Genomic DNA, 20,253 nt, shown 5'->3' with positions numbered 1-20,253 from the left:
TTTATTGCATGCTTAATTAATATCGAACTTAAAGTGATATTTTTCACAAAATGTAGTGCGTCACATTATTAATCTATACCCTCGATCTCTACATATATCATGGATGGTCGAGGGCAAACCTTAAACAACGAGTTAAACTATACAATACTTAGGAGGGCTATAAATGAAGCTGTCGAAATTCAACCTGCTTCTTCCGAACAGAAATAACAATGGGCATATTTTATTCAACACACTAAGTGGCCATAGTTTCACGATTGATGATTCAATTGCCAGTGAGATTCAATGTGAAAATGTACAAGGTTTTGATGAGGATACTTTCAAGCTTTTTGTTGACTATGGCATTGTAGTAAATGATGAAATCGATGAGAATAGGTTTTTTACATATTTTCATAATAAGCAAAAATTTTCGAATAGCTCCATCTCGTCAACTGTCTTATTAACATGGGCCTGTAACCTTAACTGTGTGTATTGTTATGAAGGGGCAGGTTCTCAAAAAACATCAATGAAAATAGAGAACGCTGACAATTACATACGATTTATCGTCAATGAGGCCACTAGTAAAAATGTGAAAAATATCTCTATTAATTTATTCGGTGGTGAGCCCTTAATAAATATTGATGTAGGATTCTATATATTAGATAATTTGAAACGTTTTTGTTTACAACATGATATTAATTTAACAAGTAGTATTATTACCAATGGAACATTATTAACATACGAAATTGTTGAAAAACTTCAAACATATAATTGTCAGATGCTACAAATAACTCTTGATGGTACTGAAGCAATTCATGATACACGGAGAATGTATAAGGGTGGGCGTGGTTCCTTTAACGATATTATTAAGGTCCTGAAAATGATTAATGAAAAACAACATTCAATACAAACTGTTATAAGAATCAATGTGGATAAAACTAATTTATCTGAGACATATGAGTTGTTAGAGTACATTGGGTTTAACGGTGAGAATCTAGTGAACTGCACAGTCGATTTTGGAATTGTTCGTGGTTCCACGGCTGCCTGTTCAGCTTATTCAGGTAATTGTATTCCCGAAAGTGATATAGGTGATGTGCTTGAAAAATTATGGATTGCTGCTGAAAAGCAAGGATTCAAAAATTTTGTTAGACCAAGTCAAAAATGGTTGTATTGTGGACTTTATGGCGACAATCAATATACTGTCACTCCAAATTGTGATGTGTATAAATGTTGGGAGCATGCTGGTGATGAAAAGCATATGATTGGACAGATAAATGAAGAAGGAATATTGGAAAATATTAAATATGCGTTTTTTGATTGGATGTCTAAAAATCCATTAGACAATGTTGACTGTAAACAGTGTGCTTATTTACCGTCCTGTGGTGGGGGCTGTGGAGTTGTCAGTTATAATGAGACAGGAAGCTACCACTCAAAGGGGTGCTTCAAGATAAAGGGAGTTCTTGAAAAACAAATTTTAAGATATGTGGATGATACATTGGACCCAAAGGTACATGCTGTAACATAAGGAAATATTTCTGCATCAATAGTGGGTGAAATCGGTGGAAACTACGCTCCGTTTTCACCTTTTACTTGTTTTAGTATTTAGACAAATGACGTCTCAAAAGCGGGGATTATAATATATGAAAGTTTTCAATTTTTGTAAGCTATATATATTCAAGCATCGTTTATTGTTAATTGTTTATGTAACTCTTGTTATTGTTACAAGTCTATCATCACTTGTGTTACCACTGTTTAGTGGAAAACTTGTTGACACTCTTATAATCGGCGGTTCATTGGAAGAGTTATTTTACTATTGTTTTATACTATTTTCATTATCATTAATAAGTGTAGTAGTAGGTTATTTAGTTAATAAATTATTGATAAAAATTCAAACTAATGCATCATTCGAGTTAAATGTTATGGTTATCGAACATGTGAAATCATTACCAATTTCATTTATTGAGAATAGTGATGTAGCTTACCTAAATCAAAGAATAAATAATGATTCTAATGAAATTATAACTTTTAGTATTAGTATAATTGGCTCCATCATAGTGAATTCGAGTATATTTCTAGTTACTTTTTTAGTCTTGATAAAATCGAATGTTAAAATTGCTATTGTTTTCTTATTTCTCATAATAATATATACATTATTATACAAAATTTTAAAAAATCCATTATACACTAAAACAATGGAATATAAAGAATCTCAAAGTCACTTCTTTTCAAGCTACAATGAACAATTGAAGAATGTCCGTTTTATAAAAACCCATTCATATAATGGTTATTTTTACGAGAAATTGAAACATGCTTTCGACCAATTCCTTCCTAAAGTATATTCTTATCAGAAAATATCGTATATATTTTCAAGTTTCGATAACATTATGTCAACATTTGCTCAAATATCGATATTCATAGTTGGCGGAATAGAAGTTGTGAAAGGCAATCTTACTATTGGCTTTTTTACAATACTAATAAATTATTTCAATATGCTCATAAGTTCAACAAGATTCTTTTTCAATTTAAGCAAAAATTATCAGGAAATATTAGTATCTTACATGAGGCTTCAAGAAATTTTATCTATACCGATTATTGAAGACGGTGAAAAAGTTATGGAACAAATTGATTCAATTGAATTTAGGGATGTTACATTTGCCTATAAACAAAATACTATTTTTGAAAAAAGTTCATTTGTATTTGAAAAAGGAAAAATATATTGTTTAGCAGGAGAGAATGGTTCGGGGAAAAGTACATTGTTAAGTTTAATTTTAGGTCTTTACATAAATGAACATGGCGGTTCTATTTTATTCAATAATGAAGATATTAAGAATCTTAATATGAGTTCAATTAGACTTAATAAGATTGGTGTCACAGAACAAAATCCCATACTTTTATATGATACTGTGGCAAAAAATATATTATTAGATAATATGAATCATGAAAATATGGAGCTTTTAATAAGTCAATTTTATTTGAATGATTTTATAGAAAGGCTCCCTAATGGAATTAATAGCAATATGAATGAAAATACGACCAACTTGTCTGGTGGTGAAAAGCAAAAAATATCGATTGTCAGGCAAATGTTAAAGAATCCGGATGTAATGATATTTGACGAACCCACAGCATCTCTTGATGCTCTTAGTAGAAAAACTTTTATTGATCACATTACTGAAATCAAAAAAAATAAAATTATTATAATTGTATCACATGATAGTGCCATAAAAGATACATGTGATGAGATTATTAACTTAGATAGAAATCTCTACACGGACTTTTCTCACTCTTAGCATACTCAACTTTCGGTGCGAACAAGCTGAGTATTGGACCTCGTCTTGCCCAGCTACATCAAGGCTTACCTACCGATTTTTGCTGCGAAAGATGCCATTATTATAATAATCCTTGTGTATCCTTTTACTGTAAACCATGAGGGTCTCAGTGTCGCCTGGATACGGTGGCGTGCCGTCTTGAACGATATGGGATAGATCAATTATCATGATATTTCTCCTTATTTGATCTCTACCAGAAACAGCCGCGGCATCCGCCGCGGCTGTTCTGTAGCTTTCTTGCCCGTTATGCTCTCTTACGTTCCTTCGCCAGACTCCACAGGGTTAAGAAGAAGGCCACTCCATTGATGCCGACCACGAATCCCTGAAAGTAATCACGTACAGTGGATCCATTCGTATCCATAAGGATACCGAACAAAATCATATTCAAAGCGCATATTCCAAGAAACATCATATTTTGATTTTTTTTACTCACCGTAATCTACTCCTCTTATGAGATATATGATTTCTATATCTTGTAAGCTTTCATCGCTTTTCTCAGTTCCTTAATGGTAGGGCGTTTGCCATACATTAGCACGCCGGTACGGTAGATCTTGGCGGCCAGCCAGCCGAAGCAGAAGATCGTAACCAGCAACAGCCCCAGCGACAGCAGGATCTCCCAGAAGGCCACATCCCCCACACCAATGCGCAGCAGCATCGTCAGCGGCGAAGTGAACGGAACGAAGCTGGCTACTTTGACCAGCATGGTATCTGGACTGGAAATGCTCAACAGCGGAATATAGAAAGCGGCGAAACCAAGCATCATAATCGGCATGATCGCCTGGCCCAGATCCTCGGTCCGGCTGACAATGGAACCAACAGCAGCGTACAGTAGGGCATACAAGAAATAACCAAGCACATATAGCACCAAACCATATATCAGCAGACTCATATTCATCTGGCTCAGGTCGATATTGAAATCAGTCAGAATTGTGGAATTATGCGGCAACATAAGGTTAGCTGCTACGGTCAGTGCGATCACTGCGATCTGAAGCATACCGACCAGAAAAATGCCTATAACCTTACCGAACATCTGCGCCAGCGGTGATGCGCTCGTGATAAGAATTTCCATAATCCGCGAACTCTTCTCAGAAGTGACCTCTGCAGCAATCATATTCCCTGTCATAAAGGTAGACATGAAGAATAGAATCAGCAGCACATAGACAATGACATAGTTAATGATTGGTGCGGACTCCTCAGCAGTTGCCCCGTTGTCAGTACCGTCAGTCTGGAGCTGCTGTGTGCCGATCTGAACGGGAGCAAACATCGCAGCCACCTGCTCCTGTGTCAGCTTATCGCCGACAATCAGCTGGGTATTGGCCTGCTGGAGCGCGTTCTGCAGGAAGATGCGTACGCTGCCGTTCATCTCTCCATCATTGCTATAATAGGTAACCGGAGGAATCCCTTCCCCAGCTGGTTCGGCAAAAGCGATATAACCCTCAATCGTCTCTTCATCCAAAGCCTTCTTCAGTCCGGCATCCTCTACCGATGGATAAGTATTGACGGTAACCTGCTCCAGTTCATCGGTCTCGGGTTGTACATAAGCCTTCAACAAGCCGGCCAGCGCATTATTCTCCTCAGCAATTACTCCAATCTGTATACCATTGCTGGAAGCATCGTCCCCTTGAAACACTTTAATCAAATAAGGAATATTCATCCCCACGGTGATCAGCAGCACTAGAATCAAGGTTGTCACCAGAAAGGATTTCGTTCTAACCTTATTCTTAAAAGTAAACCCGATAATTGTCCCCATCTTATTCATTCGATTCACCCACCGCTCTGATAAAGATTTGGTTTAACGTTGGTTCCTTGATCTCGAAATGCTCTACTTCACTCTGACCAATCGCCAGCTGCAGAACCCGCTGCGCCGCGCTCACTTCACTTATGCCTACCAGGTATCCGCGTTCCTGCTTCTGCACCGAAGTTACGCCAGGCACCGACTGCAGTCCAGTTACTTCACCTACGGTCCGCAGCATGATCTGCTCACGCGGATAGCCGTTCTTGATCTGCTGGATATCTCCCTGCACGACTGTGTTGGAACGGTCCAGGATCGTGATATTTCGGCACAGCTCCTCGACATGCTCCATCCGGTGGGTCGAGAACAAGATGCTTGTGCCTTGATCTCTCAGTTCTTTGACTGTCCCTTTAAGCAGCTCTACGTTGACCGGGTCAAGTCCGCTGAAGGCTTCATCCAGAATCAGAATCTGCGGCTTGTGGACCACGGCGGCGATAAAGCCCATCTTCTGCTGGTTCCCCTTGGACAGCTCTTCAATCTTCTTATTGTAGTATTCCGGGACTTCGAAACGTTCCAGCCAGTAGCGCAGGCTCTTATCCGCCTCACTGGCCGACATTCCCCGCAGACGGGCCAGATAGATGATCTGTTCGTTGATCTTCACCTTGGGATACAGTCCGCGTTCTTCAGGAAGGTAGCCCATAACCTGCTGAAGCTCGCTGTTGAAGCTTTTACCGTTGTACAAGATCTTCCCATCATCCGGGTAAATAAGACCCAGCACCATACGCATCGTCGTTGTTTTACCGGCGCCGTTGGCGCCAAGCAGACCATAAATCTCCCCTTGCCCCACATTCAGGCTGATTCCGTTCACTGCCGTTTTGTCTCCGTATTGCTTCACTACGCTTTCCAGTTTCAGTGCTTCCATACTTCAGTCCCCTCTCTTCTGATCAATCAATACCGGACGGTGTCCCTGTGTCCATAACCCTAGAATTTCATCCAGCTCCAAGCTGCGACTCTTGATTACCTTTACGCCCAAATCCTGAATCCGTTTCTCCAAGGAATGGAATTGCTGTACTTTAAAAGAAGCTACACCCGGCGTTTCCATCGCAAACTGGATCGCGCCCGGCAGCTCCGCTGCCAGCTCAGCCAACTCCTCTTCCACAGCGGCATGGACCCATACTTCGCTCCAGGAGCCGAACAAGCTGTCTTTGTCTGCCATGCCCATCAGCTGCCCCTGATGAATCAGCACGATATAATCGGCCAGCCGCCGGACCTCCTCTACATTGTGGCTGGACATGATGATCGTGGCATTGGTTTCATCCATGTAATGCCTTAGAGCTTCAAGCATGATCTTCCAGGAGAACGGGTCCAGCCCCGAGGAAGGCTCATCCAGAATGAGCAGCCTGGGACGCCCAGCCAGCGCGGCGGCAATCTCAAACTTGCGGCGTTCCCCCTTCGACACTTTGCGCAGCTGAATATTGCGCGGCATCTCGAATTTCTCAAGCAGCTCCTCGAAGTAACGTTTGTCCCAATCCGGATACCAATGGCTGCGGAAGGCAGCTGCATGCTCAGCGGTCCATTGATCCTCTTCCTTCTGGGAAATCTCCGGCACATAAGCTATCGATTGGCGCAGCTCTATCGGAAGCTCATTTACATATTTGCTCTCGTACCAGACGATGTTGCCTTCATCCGGGTAGTTCAGCTGAAGCAGCATCTGCAGCAAGGTACTCTTGCCCGAGCCGTTCTGACCGACCAGAGCGGTAATATAACCTGCCGGCAGATTCAGATTAAGCGGCCCAAGCGTCTTATTGCGCCGTAGCTTCCTAACATTCTGCAGTTTAATTGCCATCTGGACCATATCAGCGGCGCCGCCTTTCATTTCAATTCGTTATACTTTCGTTCGACAATTTCCAGGAATATTCTGATGATCTCCGCCTTGTCACTCTGTACGGACATTGCCGTATCGACCGCTGCTTCGAGGGCTTTGGTTATAGCTTCCTGCTTATAGCCCTCCATAGCCCCGGTCCCTACATGAGAAACAAAGGTACCAGTGCCCTGCCTGGTTCGCAGAAGTCCTTCATTCTCCAGATCCTGATAGACCCGGCGGACTGTAATTACGCTGCATTTGAGATCACCGGCAAATTCACGGATCGATGGAAGCAAGGTTCCTTCCGGGATGGCACCGCTGATGATCAGGGAACGAAGCTGGGTCTCAATCTGGTGGTATAGCGGCTCTGCACTGTTCTCATTGATCTGTACTGGAATCCACATATTTACCCCCCACCCCGCCAAGCGACAGTCTTGCTATGTCCGGCTCTCATAGCAGATCCCTGCTCTTCAATCGGTGGATCGTCCATTTGGAGAACACCTGCACCGATGCCATTCCCACCAGCAGCGTGCCCCACATCAGCGGTGAGAGCAGCCCCCATTCCTGCGAGCAGAGTATCGTATACAAGAATAGATTCCCACCGCCCATCTGGACCAGAAAGGCCACCCCAAAGGCCACTATCAAGACAGCTAAGGTCAGAACCAAGTATATTTTGCCGCTGAAGAGCAGCTCGAACGTAATGTATAAGCCGGTGACGATTAATCCATATCCAATCCAGGTGATCGTAAACGCGATGTAATCTCCCAGATCCATTTCTGCCCTCATATTCTTGCTGAAAGCATAGATGAGACCGAAACAGAGCGTGCCATTAATTGAGAAGGCGATTACGCTCATAATTTTTCTTTTACAGAGGATGACAGTCGCCGGTATCGGCAAGGATTTGAAATAGACAAGCATCCGGGTGTACGAGTCCTCTGACCAATACTTAAAAGCACTCCGGTTCAGCACGAATCCCATCAGCGGCGTTATGGATAGCAGCATAATGTCAACAGCCATATGCCCTTCATTGCTCTGAACTATTTCGTTCATCATAATGCCGACGAAGAAGGCTATATATCCCATATAGAAAATGGAGAATAGTGAAGCCCAAACCAGCTTCAGCTTGTTGCCGCGGTATTCGCTCTGCACCATCATCCAGGCATCCTTTACCGTTCTCATGTTTCTACCCACTTTCACAATTTCTTCAGCAGATGGCTGAAGTGTGTGTATACTGTTTATGCCTCTGTGCTTACTGTATATATCTATATACACAGTATACGACCCGTTATTTCCAATGTCAACCATAATTCCAAGGTCGGCTGGCTATACTTAGGATATCCGCCAGCGTTCAGACGAAATTTCCGCAGCAGCTCTGCCGGGAATCGCAAGTGGAAACGGCTACGCCGGCCTTTTATAGGACGGGGCGTTTCAGCGAGAAATAGAAGGATGATTCATAGGGTGGAACATATAAATCCTTATATTTCAAAAAAGAAACGGTCTGCCATCCCTAAGGAGGCAGCCGTTCCTGCTTGTTACTGACTTTATTCTATTAGCGGCACCGAGCCAAGGGGGAAACGTTACCTCCATAACAACAAACTTCGATCACTGCGGACACTATAGCTCTTATTACTGTGATTTTCAGCGTTTCAGCTGCCTTGCGGACCGCATAGCCCCTATTCGTCTAAAAGCTGCCTTAAGTAGACCCTTTATGACTAAATAAGGTCTTTCCGGTCCGTAACTACTCTAAAATAGGTCACTTGGGAGCAAATAAGGTCACTGGAGTCCGCAGACGTCCGTAATTGGACGGTATAGATATACCGGTATGTATGCAAGAAATACTACTCCGCTCAATATTTTGATTAAATTTATTCAATAAAGGGTATTAACAAGCTAAATTTCGACAAAAAAATAACGTAATCAAATTTAGGTGTCGTACAATATCACTTATGCGACATTACAGACATTTCGACAGGACTTTTTTCGCATTTGTGCATAGTTTCACATCACTTTTTTATTATAGGTCATTTGTATAATATTGTATAGTTATCTCTGGAAAAGTAAGCTTTCTTATGTCTGATTTTGTCTTATTCTATGAAATCACGTAAGCTGTCTTCCACAAAATCCGGAGCCGCCTTTTGAATTTGCTGCACAGTGTGGAGATATCTTTGCGTGGTGTTGATATGGGAATGTCCGAGTGATTCCTGCACCTGTTGAAGTGATGCTCCCTGCAATAAGGCCAGTGTGGCATTGGTATGGCGCAACCAGTGAGGTGTTAGTTTTTTCTCAATGAAGCTTACTTCTCCAGCATTCTTAATGATACGCTCAACTTGTCTTGACGATAGCGAGAACATCAACAGATCCTTATCCGGCTCATTCGTTCCGGCCCGTAAACTGGACAGCTGTGAATATAATTCCCACAGGATCGGAGGTACCTTGATCTCTCTTCGCTTGCCGCCCTTTGCTTGGGTAATCGTTAGCCAAACGGAGGATTCCAGAGGATCACTGTGAAAATCGCCCCACTTCATAGCAGTAAGCTCCGAGACCCGGAGGCCCAGCATTACCAGAGTAAGACCGATCAGGTAGTTTCGCAAGCCTTGCTTTTGCAATTCACGGAGCAGGTTTCCTACTTCTCTTTTGGTCAGAAAATTGCGTCTGCTGGTAATATTTATGGTAGGGATACGAACGCTGAGTGTTGGATTATTACTGAAAAAACCAATATGCAGATCGCTTCCCCACTTGTAAAATGATTTCAATGGTGCGATAAAAGCGGCAATGCTTGCCGGCGCCAGCTGGCGTGGATAGCTGTATCCGCCTTGGGTCAGAAACAGCTTGTAGGCTTCAAGTTCTCGCCAGGTCACCTCGCGCAAGGTTTTATTGGAGATGAATTTGCGGAACGCACTCAGTGCCCGTTCATAATTCCTTCTTGTATTAGGTGTCCTGCAGCAGGTTGCCAGAAACATCTGCACGATTTGCTCATCACTGTCAGATACCGCATCCCGATCTACTACGGCCAGTTGAGAATTGCTGGAAGCCATCCGTTCTGTGGTCATTTTATTGCTCCTTTGTCATTATAAATGTCGCATAAGTGATATTGTACGACATTGTCCTAGTACATTTGTTCCATATTTCACATACTATGGTGTATTTTTCATGAACAGTGCTGAAAGAAGCAGACTATCACAGAGAATAAGGAGGGAGAAGGTTGGAGGAATTAGCTGTGCTCGTCAAAAAAGTTCAGACTGCTCTGACAGAAGAGGCTCATGTGAGTGTTTGGATGAATTTTTTGAAGGAAAAACACCCTGAAACTCACCGTCATTCTGTTCGGGTAGCTATGCTGGGGGAAGAACTGGCCGTTGCGATGAAACTGAGCAGCAAGGACAAAAACCACCTGGTACGCGGCTGCTTTTTGCACGATATCGGTAAATCTTTTATACCTGTACATATATTGGAGCAGCAGGAACCGCTGCTTGAGGATCAAATGAACATACTCCAGCTTCATCCTCTGATCGGTGCCGATTTAGCCAAGGATTTTCCCGGAATTGATCAGGTAGTTGCAGACATCATCCGTTATCATCATGAACGCTGGGACGGGAGCGGTTATCCCTGCGGGTTATCCGGTACCCGTATCCCCCTGCTTGCGCGAATCTGTGCGGTAGTGGACGCTTACGACGAAATACAGTTTATGAACGGCTGCCGCAAGCGCAGCACGATTGAGCTCGCCCGTAAGGAACTTCGCGCAGGTGCGGGCGTTCAATTTGACAAAACGGTTGTGGACCATTTCCTCGAGCTTTCCGACCTTCAATTGAGCTTATAGGTATGAACGGAGCCCGGCTCCCAACATAAATAGGCCTGTCCGCTGCCGCCCGGACAATAACCGGACAGCACACATACAGGCCTCACCCACCTAACAGAACCTCTTACGACCCCATAATAACTTCCCATAGCGGCTTGGTGTGCCCGCCTGGATACAGCAGATACAGCAGGATATATACCACGGCTCCGGTAATGGCGGTCACGAACCACATCATGGCCGTAATTCTGCCCCACTTGCGATGCTTGGCATACTTCTCCTTAAATGCAAGCGTAATGGTGGTCAACCCAAACACTGCGGCTGTAGTCGCCAAGATGATATGGAAGATCAGAAACACCTGGTAGATGCCCTTCAGTTCATCCGGGCCACCCCACGAGGTACTGCCAACAAGCGCGATTCTCGATACATACATAATGAAGAATAGCAATGCCGCCACAGCAGCAGCAAGCATAGTTTTCTTGTGCGCCTCGCGTTTGCCCTTAATAATTTGTCTCCAGCCAATCGCCACCAGCACCGCACTGATCACGATAAAAGATGTGCTGATCGTTGGAAACAGCGTGAAAATATCCATGATTATCCCCCTCGGCAAGTCACCAGCTATACACGGGTCAAAGCACCGTTCCTCCGTCCGAAGAAACCTTCGATGCTTCCGCATCGTCTTGCCCGTTCTCTTTTTTATACCAATGATAGAACACATAAGCAAGCATGGAGGCAAAAATAATTTCCTGAATGAACTTCATGGCGATGCCGCCCACCTGCTGATCGACCTTGGGAGAAAGCGCGCCGAAGAAGGCCGGACCACCGAAGGACTGCAGCAGAGCGCCCGGAGAGGTGGATACACAATAGCCCATCGCCCGCGCCCAGATATTCGGATCGGTGTATGTGGCATAGAGGGGATTAGGAGCAAATATAATCAGCCCGCAGGCCGGAGTCAGCAGCACCATATTGAGAAAAATATAGCCAAGCTTGCCGAGACCGCCAACCGACTTGCGCTCCGGGAGCGGACTGATCAGCGTCCACCACATCAGCGCAGCGGTTACGAAGAGCACCCCATAATACAGCCGGTGGATAGTGAAATGGACCATCACATAATCATGGATTGCCGGAATATGGTACAGGGAGAACAAGCCGTTAAACAGCAAGGCTGCCACGATCGGCTGGGCGAGGAAGGACAAGCGGTGCAGCGGATTACGACGCAGCAGACTGCGCCATAGAAAGTCAGGAAGGCCCAGCATCAGCAGCGGAACTGCAATCAGATAGGACAGGGCCATGCTGATCATATGAAAAGAGAACATCAGATGCCCAAGCAGGCTGAGCGGCCCGCCTTGTGCCAGATAAAGCGCGGTCAGCCCGGCAACAAACAGCAGCTTCCGCCAGACCGGAACGTTCCCGTTACCTGGGAAGCGTGAGGCCAGCGGCCCAATAAGTACGAAATAGCCGGCCATGCACAGCAGCATGCCGGCCAGAATAAGCGGACTCCAGAGATCGTTAAAGCTGAAATATTCAAGTACCGGCATCCTATCAGCCTCCTTGACCTTCTGGGAGGGTCAATCCCACCAAACCCAATACAGCGCCATTACGATGCAGGTGCCGGCAATAAAAAAGCCGCCAAATATAAAAATAATCGGCATCATGTGACCTTTATCCTTCAGGTGCATCCAGAAGCCCATCTGCATGATAACCTGCAGCACCGCCATTACCAGCAGCAGAATCACGGCAAAGGCTGCATTGATGCCCCCCGCTGCCACAGCGGCGAAGGCGATCAAGGTCAGCACAATTGAGAAGATAAATACTACAATATGCCGCTGCGGCCCTTCCGGCCGGTGACGGTGCTTCACTCCGCCCTTCTCCGGCGGATGCTGTTCAGTCGCCATAGCTTAGCCCACCTTTCCAAGCAGGTATACCACCGTGAAGATAAATACCCACACCACGTCGATGAAATGCCAGTACATGGCCGACACATAGATTTTGGGCGCGGTTACGACGGTTAGCCCTTTATAGCTCAGTTGCCCAATCAGAATCAAGATCCAGACGACACCAAAAGCGACATGTGCACCATGAAAGCCAACCAATGTATAAAAAGCCGAGCTGAATGCACTGGTAGTCATGCCGAACGCCTCGTGTCTGACATATACGCTGAACTCGTAGATTTCGAGTCCAAGGAAACCCAGACCCAGCACAACGGTAACGATCAGCCAGAGCCGCAGTACCGCCGGACGGTTGCCGTGCATGGCCTGAATGGCGAACACACTGGTCAAGCTGCTGAGCAGCAGAATGAATGTCGCCGCCGCCACCAGCGGCAGATGAAACAGCTCATCGGCTGTTGGCCCTTCATTGGTCTGGTTGCGCAGCGCAAGGAAGGTGGCGAACAGCGTCCCGAACAGCACTGCCTCTCCGCCCAGAAACAGCCAGAAGGCCAGCACCTTATTGCGTCCCTCCAGCGTGGCCTTCTCCGGTTCATGCGGAAGAGTCCCGTCAGCTGCTTCAGCCTGTGCCGTTGTCATTACCGCTCACCTTCCTTCCAGCTCTTCCGGTTCGATATGCCAGCCCTGATCGTCAAAGAGCGAACGGGCCAGCATCGATCCGAAGGTAATAAGCAGTCCAATTGCGGTTACCACGTAATTATTAAACAGGAAACCCGTAAGCGGGCTGCGGAATTCGTCCCGGCTGAACATAAACCCCAGGCCGGCGATAAATATCCCTACAGACATCAGAAACGGAAGGATCGTAGCCGATGGCATATGAATGGACCCGACAGGCTCCGCCGGAGTCATCGCCTTGTGACCTGCCGTTTTCTCTTTCCAGAAGGCATCGATGCCGCGCACCAGCGGGGTCTGCTTGAAATTGTATTCCGGCGGCGGCGAGGGAATGGTCCATTCCAGCGTCCGGCCATCCTCCCATGGATCGGCGGCGGCATCTGCCGGTCTCCTGGATGTCAGGTAGATATTGACTAGAAATATAATCATGCCCACACCCATCAGCCCCGCCCCGATCGTGCTGACCAGATTCAACAGATCAAATTGCTGGTTGGGCAGATACGTAAACACACGGCGCTGCATGCCCATCAGGCCCAGGAAATGCTGCAGGAAAAAGGTCAGATGGAAGCCCAGAATAAACGTCCAAAAGGTCCATTTGCCCAGCCGCTCGCTCAGCATGCGCCCGAACATCTTGGGCCACCAGTAGTGCAGCCCGGCGAAGAGGCCCAGCACCAGTCCTCCGACAATGACGTAATGGAAATGCGCCACAACGAAATACGTATCATGGAACTGGAAATCCGCAGGTGCGGAGGCCAGCATCACCCCTGTGACACCGCCCATGGTGAAGGTTGGAATGAATCCGACCGCAAACAGGTTGGCGGTGGGGAAACGCACTTGTCCGCCCCACATGGTAAACAGCCAGTTGAAGATTTTGATCCCTGTCGGGACGGCAATCAGCATCGTGGACACAGAGAACAAGGCGTTGGCTACCGGTCCGAGACCGGTGGTAAACATATGATGCGCCCAGACCATGAAGCCCAGGAAGGCGATCAGAATCGTCGCGAATACCATGGAGCTGTATCCGAACAGCCGCTTGCGGGAGAAGGTGGGAATCACCTCTGAAATAATGCCAAACGCTGGCAGGATAAGTATATACACTTCGGGATGGCCAAAGATCCAGAAGATATGCTGCCAGAGTACAGGGCTGCCGCCACCGCCCACCACGAAGAAATTGGCTCCGAGAATGCGGTCGAAGGTGAGCAGAACAAGCCCTACAGTAATAGCCGGAAAAGCAAACAGGATGATTGCGGAGGTAATAAAGGTAGTCCAGGCGAACATCGGCATGCGCATAAAGGACATTCCCGGAGCGCGCATCGTAATAATGGTCGCCAGGAAATTGATTCCGCCGATCAGGGTGCCAAGCCCGGCGATCTGCAGGCCGATGGTGTAGAAGTCCACGCCGTGCGTGGTGCTGTAGGTCGTAGAGGAGAGTGGGGTATAGGCGGTCCAGCCGGCATCCGGGGCGCCGCCCATCACCCAGCTGAGATTCAGCAGCAGGCCGCCGAAGAGGAACGTCCAGAAGCCCAGCGCGTTCAGAAAAGGAAAAGCCACGTCACGCGCCCCGATCTGCAGCGGAATGACCGCATTCATCAGGGCGAAGATGATGGGCATAACGCCCAGGAAGATCATCGTCGTGCCATGCATCGTAATCAGCTCGTTAAAGGTCTGGGCATCGAGGAAGTTATTCATCGGCTTAATCAACTGCCAGCGGATCAGCAGCGCTTCAAATCCGCCGATGCCAAAGAACAGCCCTCCGGCCCACAGGTAGAGGACCGCGATTTTTTTGTGGTCAACGGTGGTAATCCAGTCCATCAGGCCCGTGTGCCGCTTAACACGGTGCCCGGGCTCCAGAAGTTTCGAAGAATGCAAGGAAGACGCTGCTTGGGCCAAGATGCTTTCCCCCTTTACTCAAATAGGCTGCCATACGCACCTGACCCACGAGCCTCAGTCCAGCTTGTAATTGGCCAGATATTCAGCTATTCCATCAATTTCAGTATCGCTCAAACCCAAATCCTTGGGGTTAGGCATCCGATTGCCCGGCTTCACACTCTCGGGATCACGAAGCCAGGTCTTGAGGTTCTCTTCGACGGAAGCGCCTTCCACACCCGTCTCGTCATTAAGCAGAATCCCGGCGACCGATTCTCTGGAGCCGATACCGGTCAGGTTCGGTCCTCGGCCAATATCATTCTGGTCACCCACTGCATGGCAGGACAGGCATTGTGCCCGGAACTTCTCTGCCAGCGCGGGGTCTTCAGGCAGGACAGCCACAGGAGCCTTCATCTTGCCCAGCCACTCCTGGAAGGCTTCCTCGCTGACCGATTTCACCTTGAACTCCATGAAGCCGTGGGAAGGACCGCATAATTCGGCACATTTACCGCGGTAAACGCCTTCATTCGGCGCGCTGAAGCTGAAGCGGTTAGTTGTTCCGTCGGGGTTGGTATCCATTTTACCTGACAATGAAGGTACCCAGAAGGAATGCAACACATCGGTTGTAGTCAGCTCGAACGCGATATCCTTGCCTGCAGGGATGATTAAATCCTGGGCGGTGGTAATCCCGTAGTCGGTATATTCGAATTCCCACCAATACTGGTGCCCGGTCACCTTAACCTTAATGGCATCCTTATCGTTCGCATGGTCATCGCCCGCGGCGAATACCGCCTTCACTGTGGGGATAGCCAGCACAATAACTAGAATAAGCGGGATCACTGTCCAGAGCACCTCCAGCTTGAAGCTGCCTTCAATCTGCTCCGGAATCTCATTCTGGCCTGCCTTCCGGCGGAAACGGATGATAACATAAGCCGCTATGGAGAATACAATCAGCAATACGACAATCATGATGGAAATCGACAGCTTCATCAGCCCGAACGAACTCTCTGCTGCCGGCCCCTGCGGCCGCAGCACCGAGAGGTCCTCGCGTCCGCATCCGGCCAGCAGAAATCCGCAGAATACAGTCACTGGAAGCAACCGCTTTACAGCCTGCCCTGTTATCCTCATGGAACCACCCCGCTTTTCCCAGTTTCAAGGATTGGTGTGTTCTTCCTGTCAATTATAACAATCACTATTAATATAAGATCAGACCCCCGTTTTGTCAATCGTTCACATGAAGTTCACAAATATCTTTTTTTAGCGAAAAAGCCTTGTCCTGACTAGCTTTGAGGTATATCATTGTAAGCGCAAACATATTTAATTCAATATTGTATTCGCTTACATTATTAATTATGTCTAAATGTTCATTTGACTATTTCATAAAGACAGATTCAACACAAAAAAAACCGATTCCAGCGGCAGCAAACGGCCGGGGCACGGTTTATGAGAATCCTCATGGATGTGATGTAGTGACTCAGAATGATTTCGCGAAAAACAGCACGAAACAATCCTATCTATTGTTTAGGAGACCGATGAGTTCATCCTTACGAGCTCATGCTCCACGACCATAGTCAGCTCTTCTTCATAGCCTCCTGTGATCCGATACTTTCGGACGTACTCCTTCACGAATTTCTTGGGATCTTTAGGCCGGAAAATGCGTGTCATTTCCCTTAAACTTTCCTTGACTTCGTTATGACCTTTACTTGCCATGATCAGTTCCCTCCCAAAACATTGAAAATGAATGCTCCGTTGTAGAGAATGCATGATGAAAAGTTCGCCGTAACCTTGAAATGCAAGTTAAGCAACCATGAACACATACGTGGCTTGCATTATCCGCCTGAACAGTGGATGCCGAAGCTTAAGTAGCCTCTGAAGCACCGCCAGGACGGTGAAGCAGGTTCGTCGTGATTTGGGCTGAGAGTAAGGATGTCTTAGATAAAGAACACCTTGACACTTTAGTTACCCGAAGAGCCACTTTCTGAATCACTCCTTTCGGGCTTTATCGTTATATTGTATCATATTCCAGTCCAACTTCCACCTTTCCAGGTAAATTGGGTGAAGGGAATTTATTTTTATTGCTCGCGGCGGGCCGCTGTTCCCGTGACCTCGGCACATACATTGTCCAAGTGTTTCATAGACTCTAAAGGAGAAGCCTGAGGAGTGTGATTGCCTGTGTCCCCTTTCAAATCTTCCACCGGATTGCCCGACTATGTAGCTGGAGCTATATGTTACTTCTTCCCATTTGTCGGCGGCATTGTGTTCCTTGCGTTGGAGAAGCGCAGCCGGTTCGTCTTATTCCATGCGCTGCAATCTTTGATTGCTTTCGGAGTGCTGATGATCTGCCATGTGCTCAGCGGCTTCATTCCGCTGCTCGGCGCCTTGCTGGGAGCACTTGTGTCTTTATGCGGCTTCGCCGTCTGGCTGCTGATGTTATACCACTCCTTAAGCGGGCACTGGTATAAGCTTCCCTGGGCAGGAGATGTTGCGGAAAGCCAGCTGCGGCGGCTCTAGCGGGTGTTATTCATGAAGAACCAGCCACCCTCACAAAAAGCATTCCCTTTTGTTCCTGCACTCCTTACAATGGATACAAGGACAACCACGGAATTCAACAGGCTGGAGGAGAACCATGTATTTATTCATCATTAACCGCCGCTCCGGCGGCGGTGCAGGCGGCCGGACTTGGCTTGCCGTAGAAGGTCTCATGCAGCAGCGCGAGCTCGCTTATGAGACCTTATTCACGCACAGCGCCGCCAGTGCAGAGACCCTTGTGGCGGAGGCGCTCGCCCTCCGCCACGACTGGAGCGCCGCCATTGTAATCGGCGGCGACGGCACGGTGCATAGCGTGCTGGGCGCGCTGCACCGCTGTCGGGTGCCGCTGGCGGTGATCCCCGCCGGCTCCGGCAACGACACCGCTCGCGGCTTCGGGCTCCCGCTGGACACGGCGGAGGCGCTTGAAGCCGCGCTCAGCGGGGTCTGCATGGACGCCGACCTGCTGGCCGGCGCCGGGGGCTTGACCTTGACCGCGGTCGCCAGCGGCTTCGACGCCCAGGTAGCGGCCAATGTGAACGCCAGCCGCTATAAGCGGCTGTGCAATGCCATTGGCGCCGGGCAGCTGGCGTACCTGATCGGCATCGTGCAGACGCTGCTGACCTTCAAGCCGTGCCCGGTCCACGTGACCTGCGACGGTGTGGAGCAGGCCTTTCCGAGCGGCTGGCTGGTGTCGGTCTGCAACCTGCCCAGCTACGGCGGCGGGCTGCTGATCTGCCCGCAGGCGAAGGCCGATGACGGCCTGCTCGACGTCTGCGTCGTGCACGGGTGCAGCCGCTGGCAGCTGCTGCGGCTGTTCCCGACGGTCATGAAGGGCAGGCATGTCAGCCTGCCCTTCGTGACCTTGCTGCGCGGACGGAGCGTAGCCGTCCGGTTCGCCGAGTCGCGCCACGCCATCGCCGATGGCGAGAGCCTGGGCCAGGGGCCGCTCGCGGTGCGTTGCGAGCGGGGCGCACTGCGCGTGCTCACGCCGCGGGCAGCGCATGGCGCCATGCCTGCGCTTGACGCCGCCGCGCGTCAGGCCGAGGGCTGAGGTATCGCCTGAGGCTTAATCTGCCTGCGCGCGCGGAGCATGCACATTAAGCTCGTTGCGCAGCGTCCGCTGCCGCATCGCCTAACACTTAATCTGCCTGCGCGCGCGGAGCATGCACATTAAGCTCGTTGCGCAGCGTCCGCTGTCGCATCGCCTAATACTTAATCTGCCTGCGCGCGGAGCATGCACATTAAGCTCGTTGCGCAGCGTCCGCTGCCGCATCGCCTGAGGCTTAATCCGCCTGTTTGCAGCCTAACGCGGCTTAACAAGCCTGCATACGGCCCACAGTGACCATTCACACCTGCCACTTCCTCTGTTAAAGGGAATTCATCCCTCTATATCAGTGTGTATAAGACAATTCAGTTGTTTATCCTGCTAGGATATAGAAGGTTACTGGAGAATGTTATGGGATCGCTCTACCTTAATCCAAACCCTCCCCCCGCCCGAACTTCAGGTAACCAACATCCTAGCGGACCGTATAGCTCCTGTTATTTCCTCATTCCTGCGATGATTTGGAGTCTTGCGGACCGCATAGCCGCTATATCGGAAAAACAGGCCCTAACTAGTGGGTTTTCGCTTGATTAAGAGCTCCTGAGTCCGTTAGCCCTACAAAACAGCCTTTTTACAGCAAATAGGGGCTCCTGAGTCCGTTAGTAGTCTGAAAGTTAAGCGATGGTTACTGGCGACGGCCTTCCTTTGTTATTCTTAGCTTCCTTGTCCGCAGTGTGATATGACAGGCTCGGACGAGTAACAGAGGGAAAAAAAGGGCCCCCTAAGTAGTAATACTTCTACCATCTATACCTTATCATTCTTCAAACATACTGTAATTATACGCATACTCCCACTCTATACGCACAGCAAAAAACAAGCCCAGCGGAACGCCGGACTTGCTTGTGGATTAGCACTGCAGACACCGTACTTCTACATTGCTATATTCGCCATGGCCAATTAAACAGCATTAGCCCAGCAATACCTCTTCCTCTTCATCGTCCACAAAAGAGACCACGCCATCCTCCAGCGAGGCAATCCGCACCAACGATTCCACGCGGTAGCCCGCTTTCTGCAGCAGGCGACCGCCCGGCTGGAACGATTTCTCGATCACGATGCCGATGCCGGCCACGCTGGCCCCGGCTTGCTCCACAATCCGGGCCAGCCCGAAGGCCGCTTCCCCGTTGGCCAGGAAATCGTCAACGATCAGCACCCGTTCCCCGGGTGCAATGAATTTTTTGGAGACGGTAATTTCGTTGCTCTCTTTTTTGGTAAAGGAATAGACCTTCTCTACATAGATGTCCTCGGTGAGGGTGAGCGACTTCTGCTTGCGGGCAAAGATCAGTGGCACCTCAAGCTCCAGCGCTGTCATAATTCCCGGAGCAATACCCGACGATTCAATCGTGAGCACCTTCGTAATCTCATCCCCGGCGAAACGGCGGGTAAACTCGCGGCCCACCTCACGCATCAGAAACGGGTCCATCTGGTGATTCAAGAAAGAATCCACCTTGAGCACGCCTGATCCCAGTACAATTCCTTCGTTGATTACCTTCTGTCTCAGCAGCTTCATCCT

The 20,253-nt window shown here is 48.3% G+C and carries 20 protein-coding genes; 5 read left to right on the top strand and 15 right to left on the bottom strand.

Annotated elements, in window-relative coordinates; genetic code table 11:
• Positions 1 to 163: 163 nt before the first annotated feature.
• A complete protein-coding gene (locus B9T62_RS34875) occupies positions 164 to 1,501 on the top strand; it encodes a Cys-every-fifth radical SAM/SPASM peptide maturase CefB (RefSeq protein WP_087919446.1) in 1,338 nt (445 codons plus the stop codon).
• Positions 1,502 to 1,616: 115 nt separating this feature from the next.
• The gene (locus B9T62_RS34870) at positions 1,617 to 3,263 is read left to right on the top strand and encodes an ABC transporter ATP-binding protein (RefSeq protein ID WP_087919445.1); all 1,647 of its coding nucleotides are present in this window, start codon (positions 1,617 to 1,619) and stop codon (positions 3,261 to 3,263) included.
• Positions 3,264 to 3,546: 283 nt separating this feature from the next.
• On the opposite strand, the gene B9T62_RS34865 is transcribed toward B9T62_RS34870, so the two are convergent.
• The 7 genes from B9T62_RS34865 to B9T62_RS34835 all read right to left on the bottom strand — a co-directional run bounded on the left by B9T62_RS34865 (position 3,547) and on the right by B9T62_RS34835 (position 9,948).
• Positions 3,547 to 3,735: a hypothetical protein gene (locus tag B9T62_RS34865; protein WP_087919444.1), complete on the bottom strand. Its 189-nt coding sequence runs from the start codon at positions 3,733 to 3,735 to the stop codon at positions 3,547 to 3,549.
• A 33-nt stretch (positions 3,736 to 3,768) separates the two neighbouring features.
• Positions 3,769 to 5,061 carry an ABC transporter permease gene (locus B9T62_RS34860; RefSeq protein ID WP_087919443.1) on the bottom strand — a complete coding sequence of 431 codons (1,293 nt, stop codon included), beginning with the start codon at positions 5,059 to 5,061 and terminating at the stop codon, positions 3,769 to 3,771.
• Entirely contained in the window at positions 5,054 to 5,956 is a 903-nt protein-coding gene (locus B9T62_RS34855) for an ABC transporter ATP-binding protein (RefSeq protein WP_087919442.1), read from the bottom strand. The genes B9T62_RS34860 and B9T62_RS34855 overlap by 8 nt, the downstream gene beginning before the upstream one ends.
• A 3-nt stretch (positions 5,957 to 5,959) precedes the next feature.
• The gene (locus B9T62_RS34850) at positions 5,960 to 6,889 is read right to left on the bottom strand and encodes an ATP-binding cassette domain-containing protein (RefSeq protein ID WP_087920546.1); all 930 of its coding nucleotides are present in this window, start codon (positions 6,887 to 6,889) and stop codon (positions 5,960 to 5,962) included.
• Between the two features lie 17 nt (positions 6,890 to 6,906).
• Positions 6,907 to 7,302: a GntR family transcriptional regulator gene (locus B9T62_RS34845; protein WP_087919441.1), complete on the bottom strand. Its 396-nt coding sequence runs from the start codon at positions 7,300 to 7,302 to the stop codon at positions 6,907 to 6,909.
• A gap of 46 nt (positions 7,303 to 7,348) precedes the next feature.
• Positions 7,349 to 8,077 (bottom strand): hypothetical protein, encoded by a 729-nt coding sequence (locus tag B9T62_RS34840; RefSeq protein ID WP_087919440.1) that lies wholly within the window; start codon positions 8,075 to 8,077, stop codon positions 7,349 to 7,351.
• A gap of 905 nt (positions 8,078 to 8,982) precedes the next feature.
• Positions 8,983 to 9,948: a tyrosine-type recombinase/integrase gene (locus tag B9T62_RS34835; RefSeq protein WP_087919439.1), complete on the bottom strand. Its 966-nt coding sequence runs from the start codon at positions 9,946 to 9,948 to the stop codon at positions 8,983 to 8,985.
• A gap of 152 nt (positions 9,949 to 10,100) precedes the next feature.
• Between B9T62_RS34835 and B9T62_RS34830 the strand changes: the two genes are divergently transcribed.
• The gene (locus tag B9T62_RS34830; protein ID WP_245864213.1) at positions 10,101 to 10,712 is read left to right on the top strand and encodes an HD-GYP domain-containing protein; all 612 of its coding nucleotides are present in this window, start codon (positions 10,101 to 10,103) and stop codon (positions 10,710 to 10,712) included.
• Positions 10,713 to 10,815: 103 nt separating this feature from the next.
• Here the strand turns inward: B9T62_RS34830 and B9T62_RS34825 are convergent, their stop codons facing one another.
• The 7 genes from B9T62_RS34825 to B9T62_RS34795 form a co-directional block, all read right to left on the bottom strand.
• Positions 10,816 to 11,280, bottom strand: coding sequence for a DUF420 domain-containing protein (locus tag B9T62_RS34825; RefSeq protein WP_087919438.1), 465 nt, complete (start codon positions 11,278 to 11,280; stop codon positions 10,816 to 10,818).
• Positions 11,281 to 11,317: 37 nt separating this feature from the next.
• The gene (gene ctaG, locus B9T62_RS34820; RefSeq protein WP_087919437.1) at positions 11,318 to 12,226 is read right to left on the bottom strand and encodes a cytochrome c oxidase assembly factor CtaG; all 909 of its coding nucleotides are present in this window, start codon (positions 12,224 to 12,226) and stop codon (positions 11,318 to 11,320) included.
• Between the two features lie 30 nt (positions 12,227 to 12,256).
• Complete coding sequence (locus B9T62_RS34815; RefSeq protein WP_087919436.1) at positions 12,257 to 12,583, bottom strand: cytochrome C oxidase subunit IV family protein; 327 nt, start codon at positions 12,581 to 12,583, stop codon at positions 12,257 to 12,259.
• Positions 12,584 to 12,586: 3 nt separating this feature from the next.
• Positions 12,587 to 13,213, bottom strand: a complete 627-nt coding sequence (locus B9T62_RS34810; protein WP_087919435.1) for a cytochrome (ubi)quinol oxidase subunit III — start codon at positions 13,211 to 13,213, stop codon at positions 12,587 to 12,589.
• A 6-nt stretch (positions 13,214 to 13,219) separates the two neighbouring features.
• On the bottom strand, positions 13,220 to 15,058 hold the full coding sequence (gene ctaD / locus B9T62_RS34805; protein ID WP_087920544.1) for a cytochrome c oxidase subunit I: 1,839 nt from the start codon (positions 15,056 to 15,058) through the stop codon (positions 13,220 to 13,222).
• A gap of 132 nt (positions 15,059 to 15,190) precedes the next feature.
• Positions 15,191 to 16,240: a cytochrome c oxidase subunit II gene (coxB, locus tag B9T62_RS34800; RefSeq protein WP_087919434.1), complete on the bottom strand. Its 1,050-nt coding sequence runs from the start codon at positions 16,238 to 16,240 to the stop codon at positions 15,191 to 15,193.
• Between the two features lie 393 nt (positions 16,241 to 16,633).
• Positions 16,634 to 16,822: a hypothetical protein gene (locus B9T62_RS34795; RefSeq protein ID WP_019913840.1), complete on the bottom strand. Its 189-nt coding sequence runs from the start codon at positions 16,820 to 16,822 to the stop codon at positions 16,634 to 16,636.
• A gap of 462 nt (positions 16,823 to 17,284) precedes the next feature.
• Here B9T62_RS34795 and B9T62_RS34790 point away from each other — a divergent pair, with 462 nt between their 5' ends.
• A complete protein-coding gene (locus B9T62_RS34790; RefSeq protein ID WP_087919433.1) occupies positions 17,285 to 17,623 on the top strand; it encodes a DUF4870 domain-containing protein in 339 nt (112 codons plus the stop codon).
• A gap of 115 nt (positions 17,624 to 17,738) precedes the next feature.
• Positions 17,739 to 18,692 (top strand): diacylglycerol/lipid kinase family protein, encoded by a 954-nt coding sequence (locus tag B9T62_RS34785; protein WP_087919432.1) that lies wholly within the window; start codon positions 17,739 to 17,741, stop codon positions 18,690 to 18,692.
• A 958-nt stretch (positions 18,693 to 19,650) separates the two neighbouring features.
• Here the strand turns inward: B9T62_RS34785 and B9T62_RS34780 are convergent.
• Entirely contained in the window at positions 19,651 to 20,250 is a 600-nt protein-coding gene (locus B9T62_RS34780) for a xanthine phosphoribosyltransferase (RefSeq protein WP_087919431.1), read from the bottom strand.
• Between the last annotated feature and the right edge of the window lie 3 nt (positions 20,251 to 20,253).

Source organism: Paenibacillus donghaensis (assembly GCF_002192415.1).
Classification (GTDB): domain Bacteria; phylum Bacillota; class Bacilli; order Paenibacillales; family Paenibacillaceae; genus Paenibacillus_AQ; species Paenibacillus_AQ donghaensis.
The sequence above is the reverse complement of the archived record's forward strand: the minus strand, read 5'-3'. Positions and strand labels throughout refer to the sequence as shown.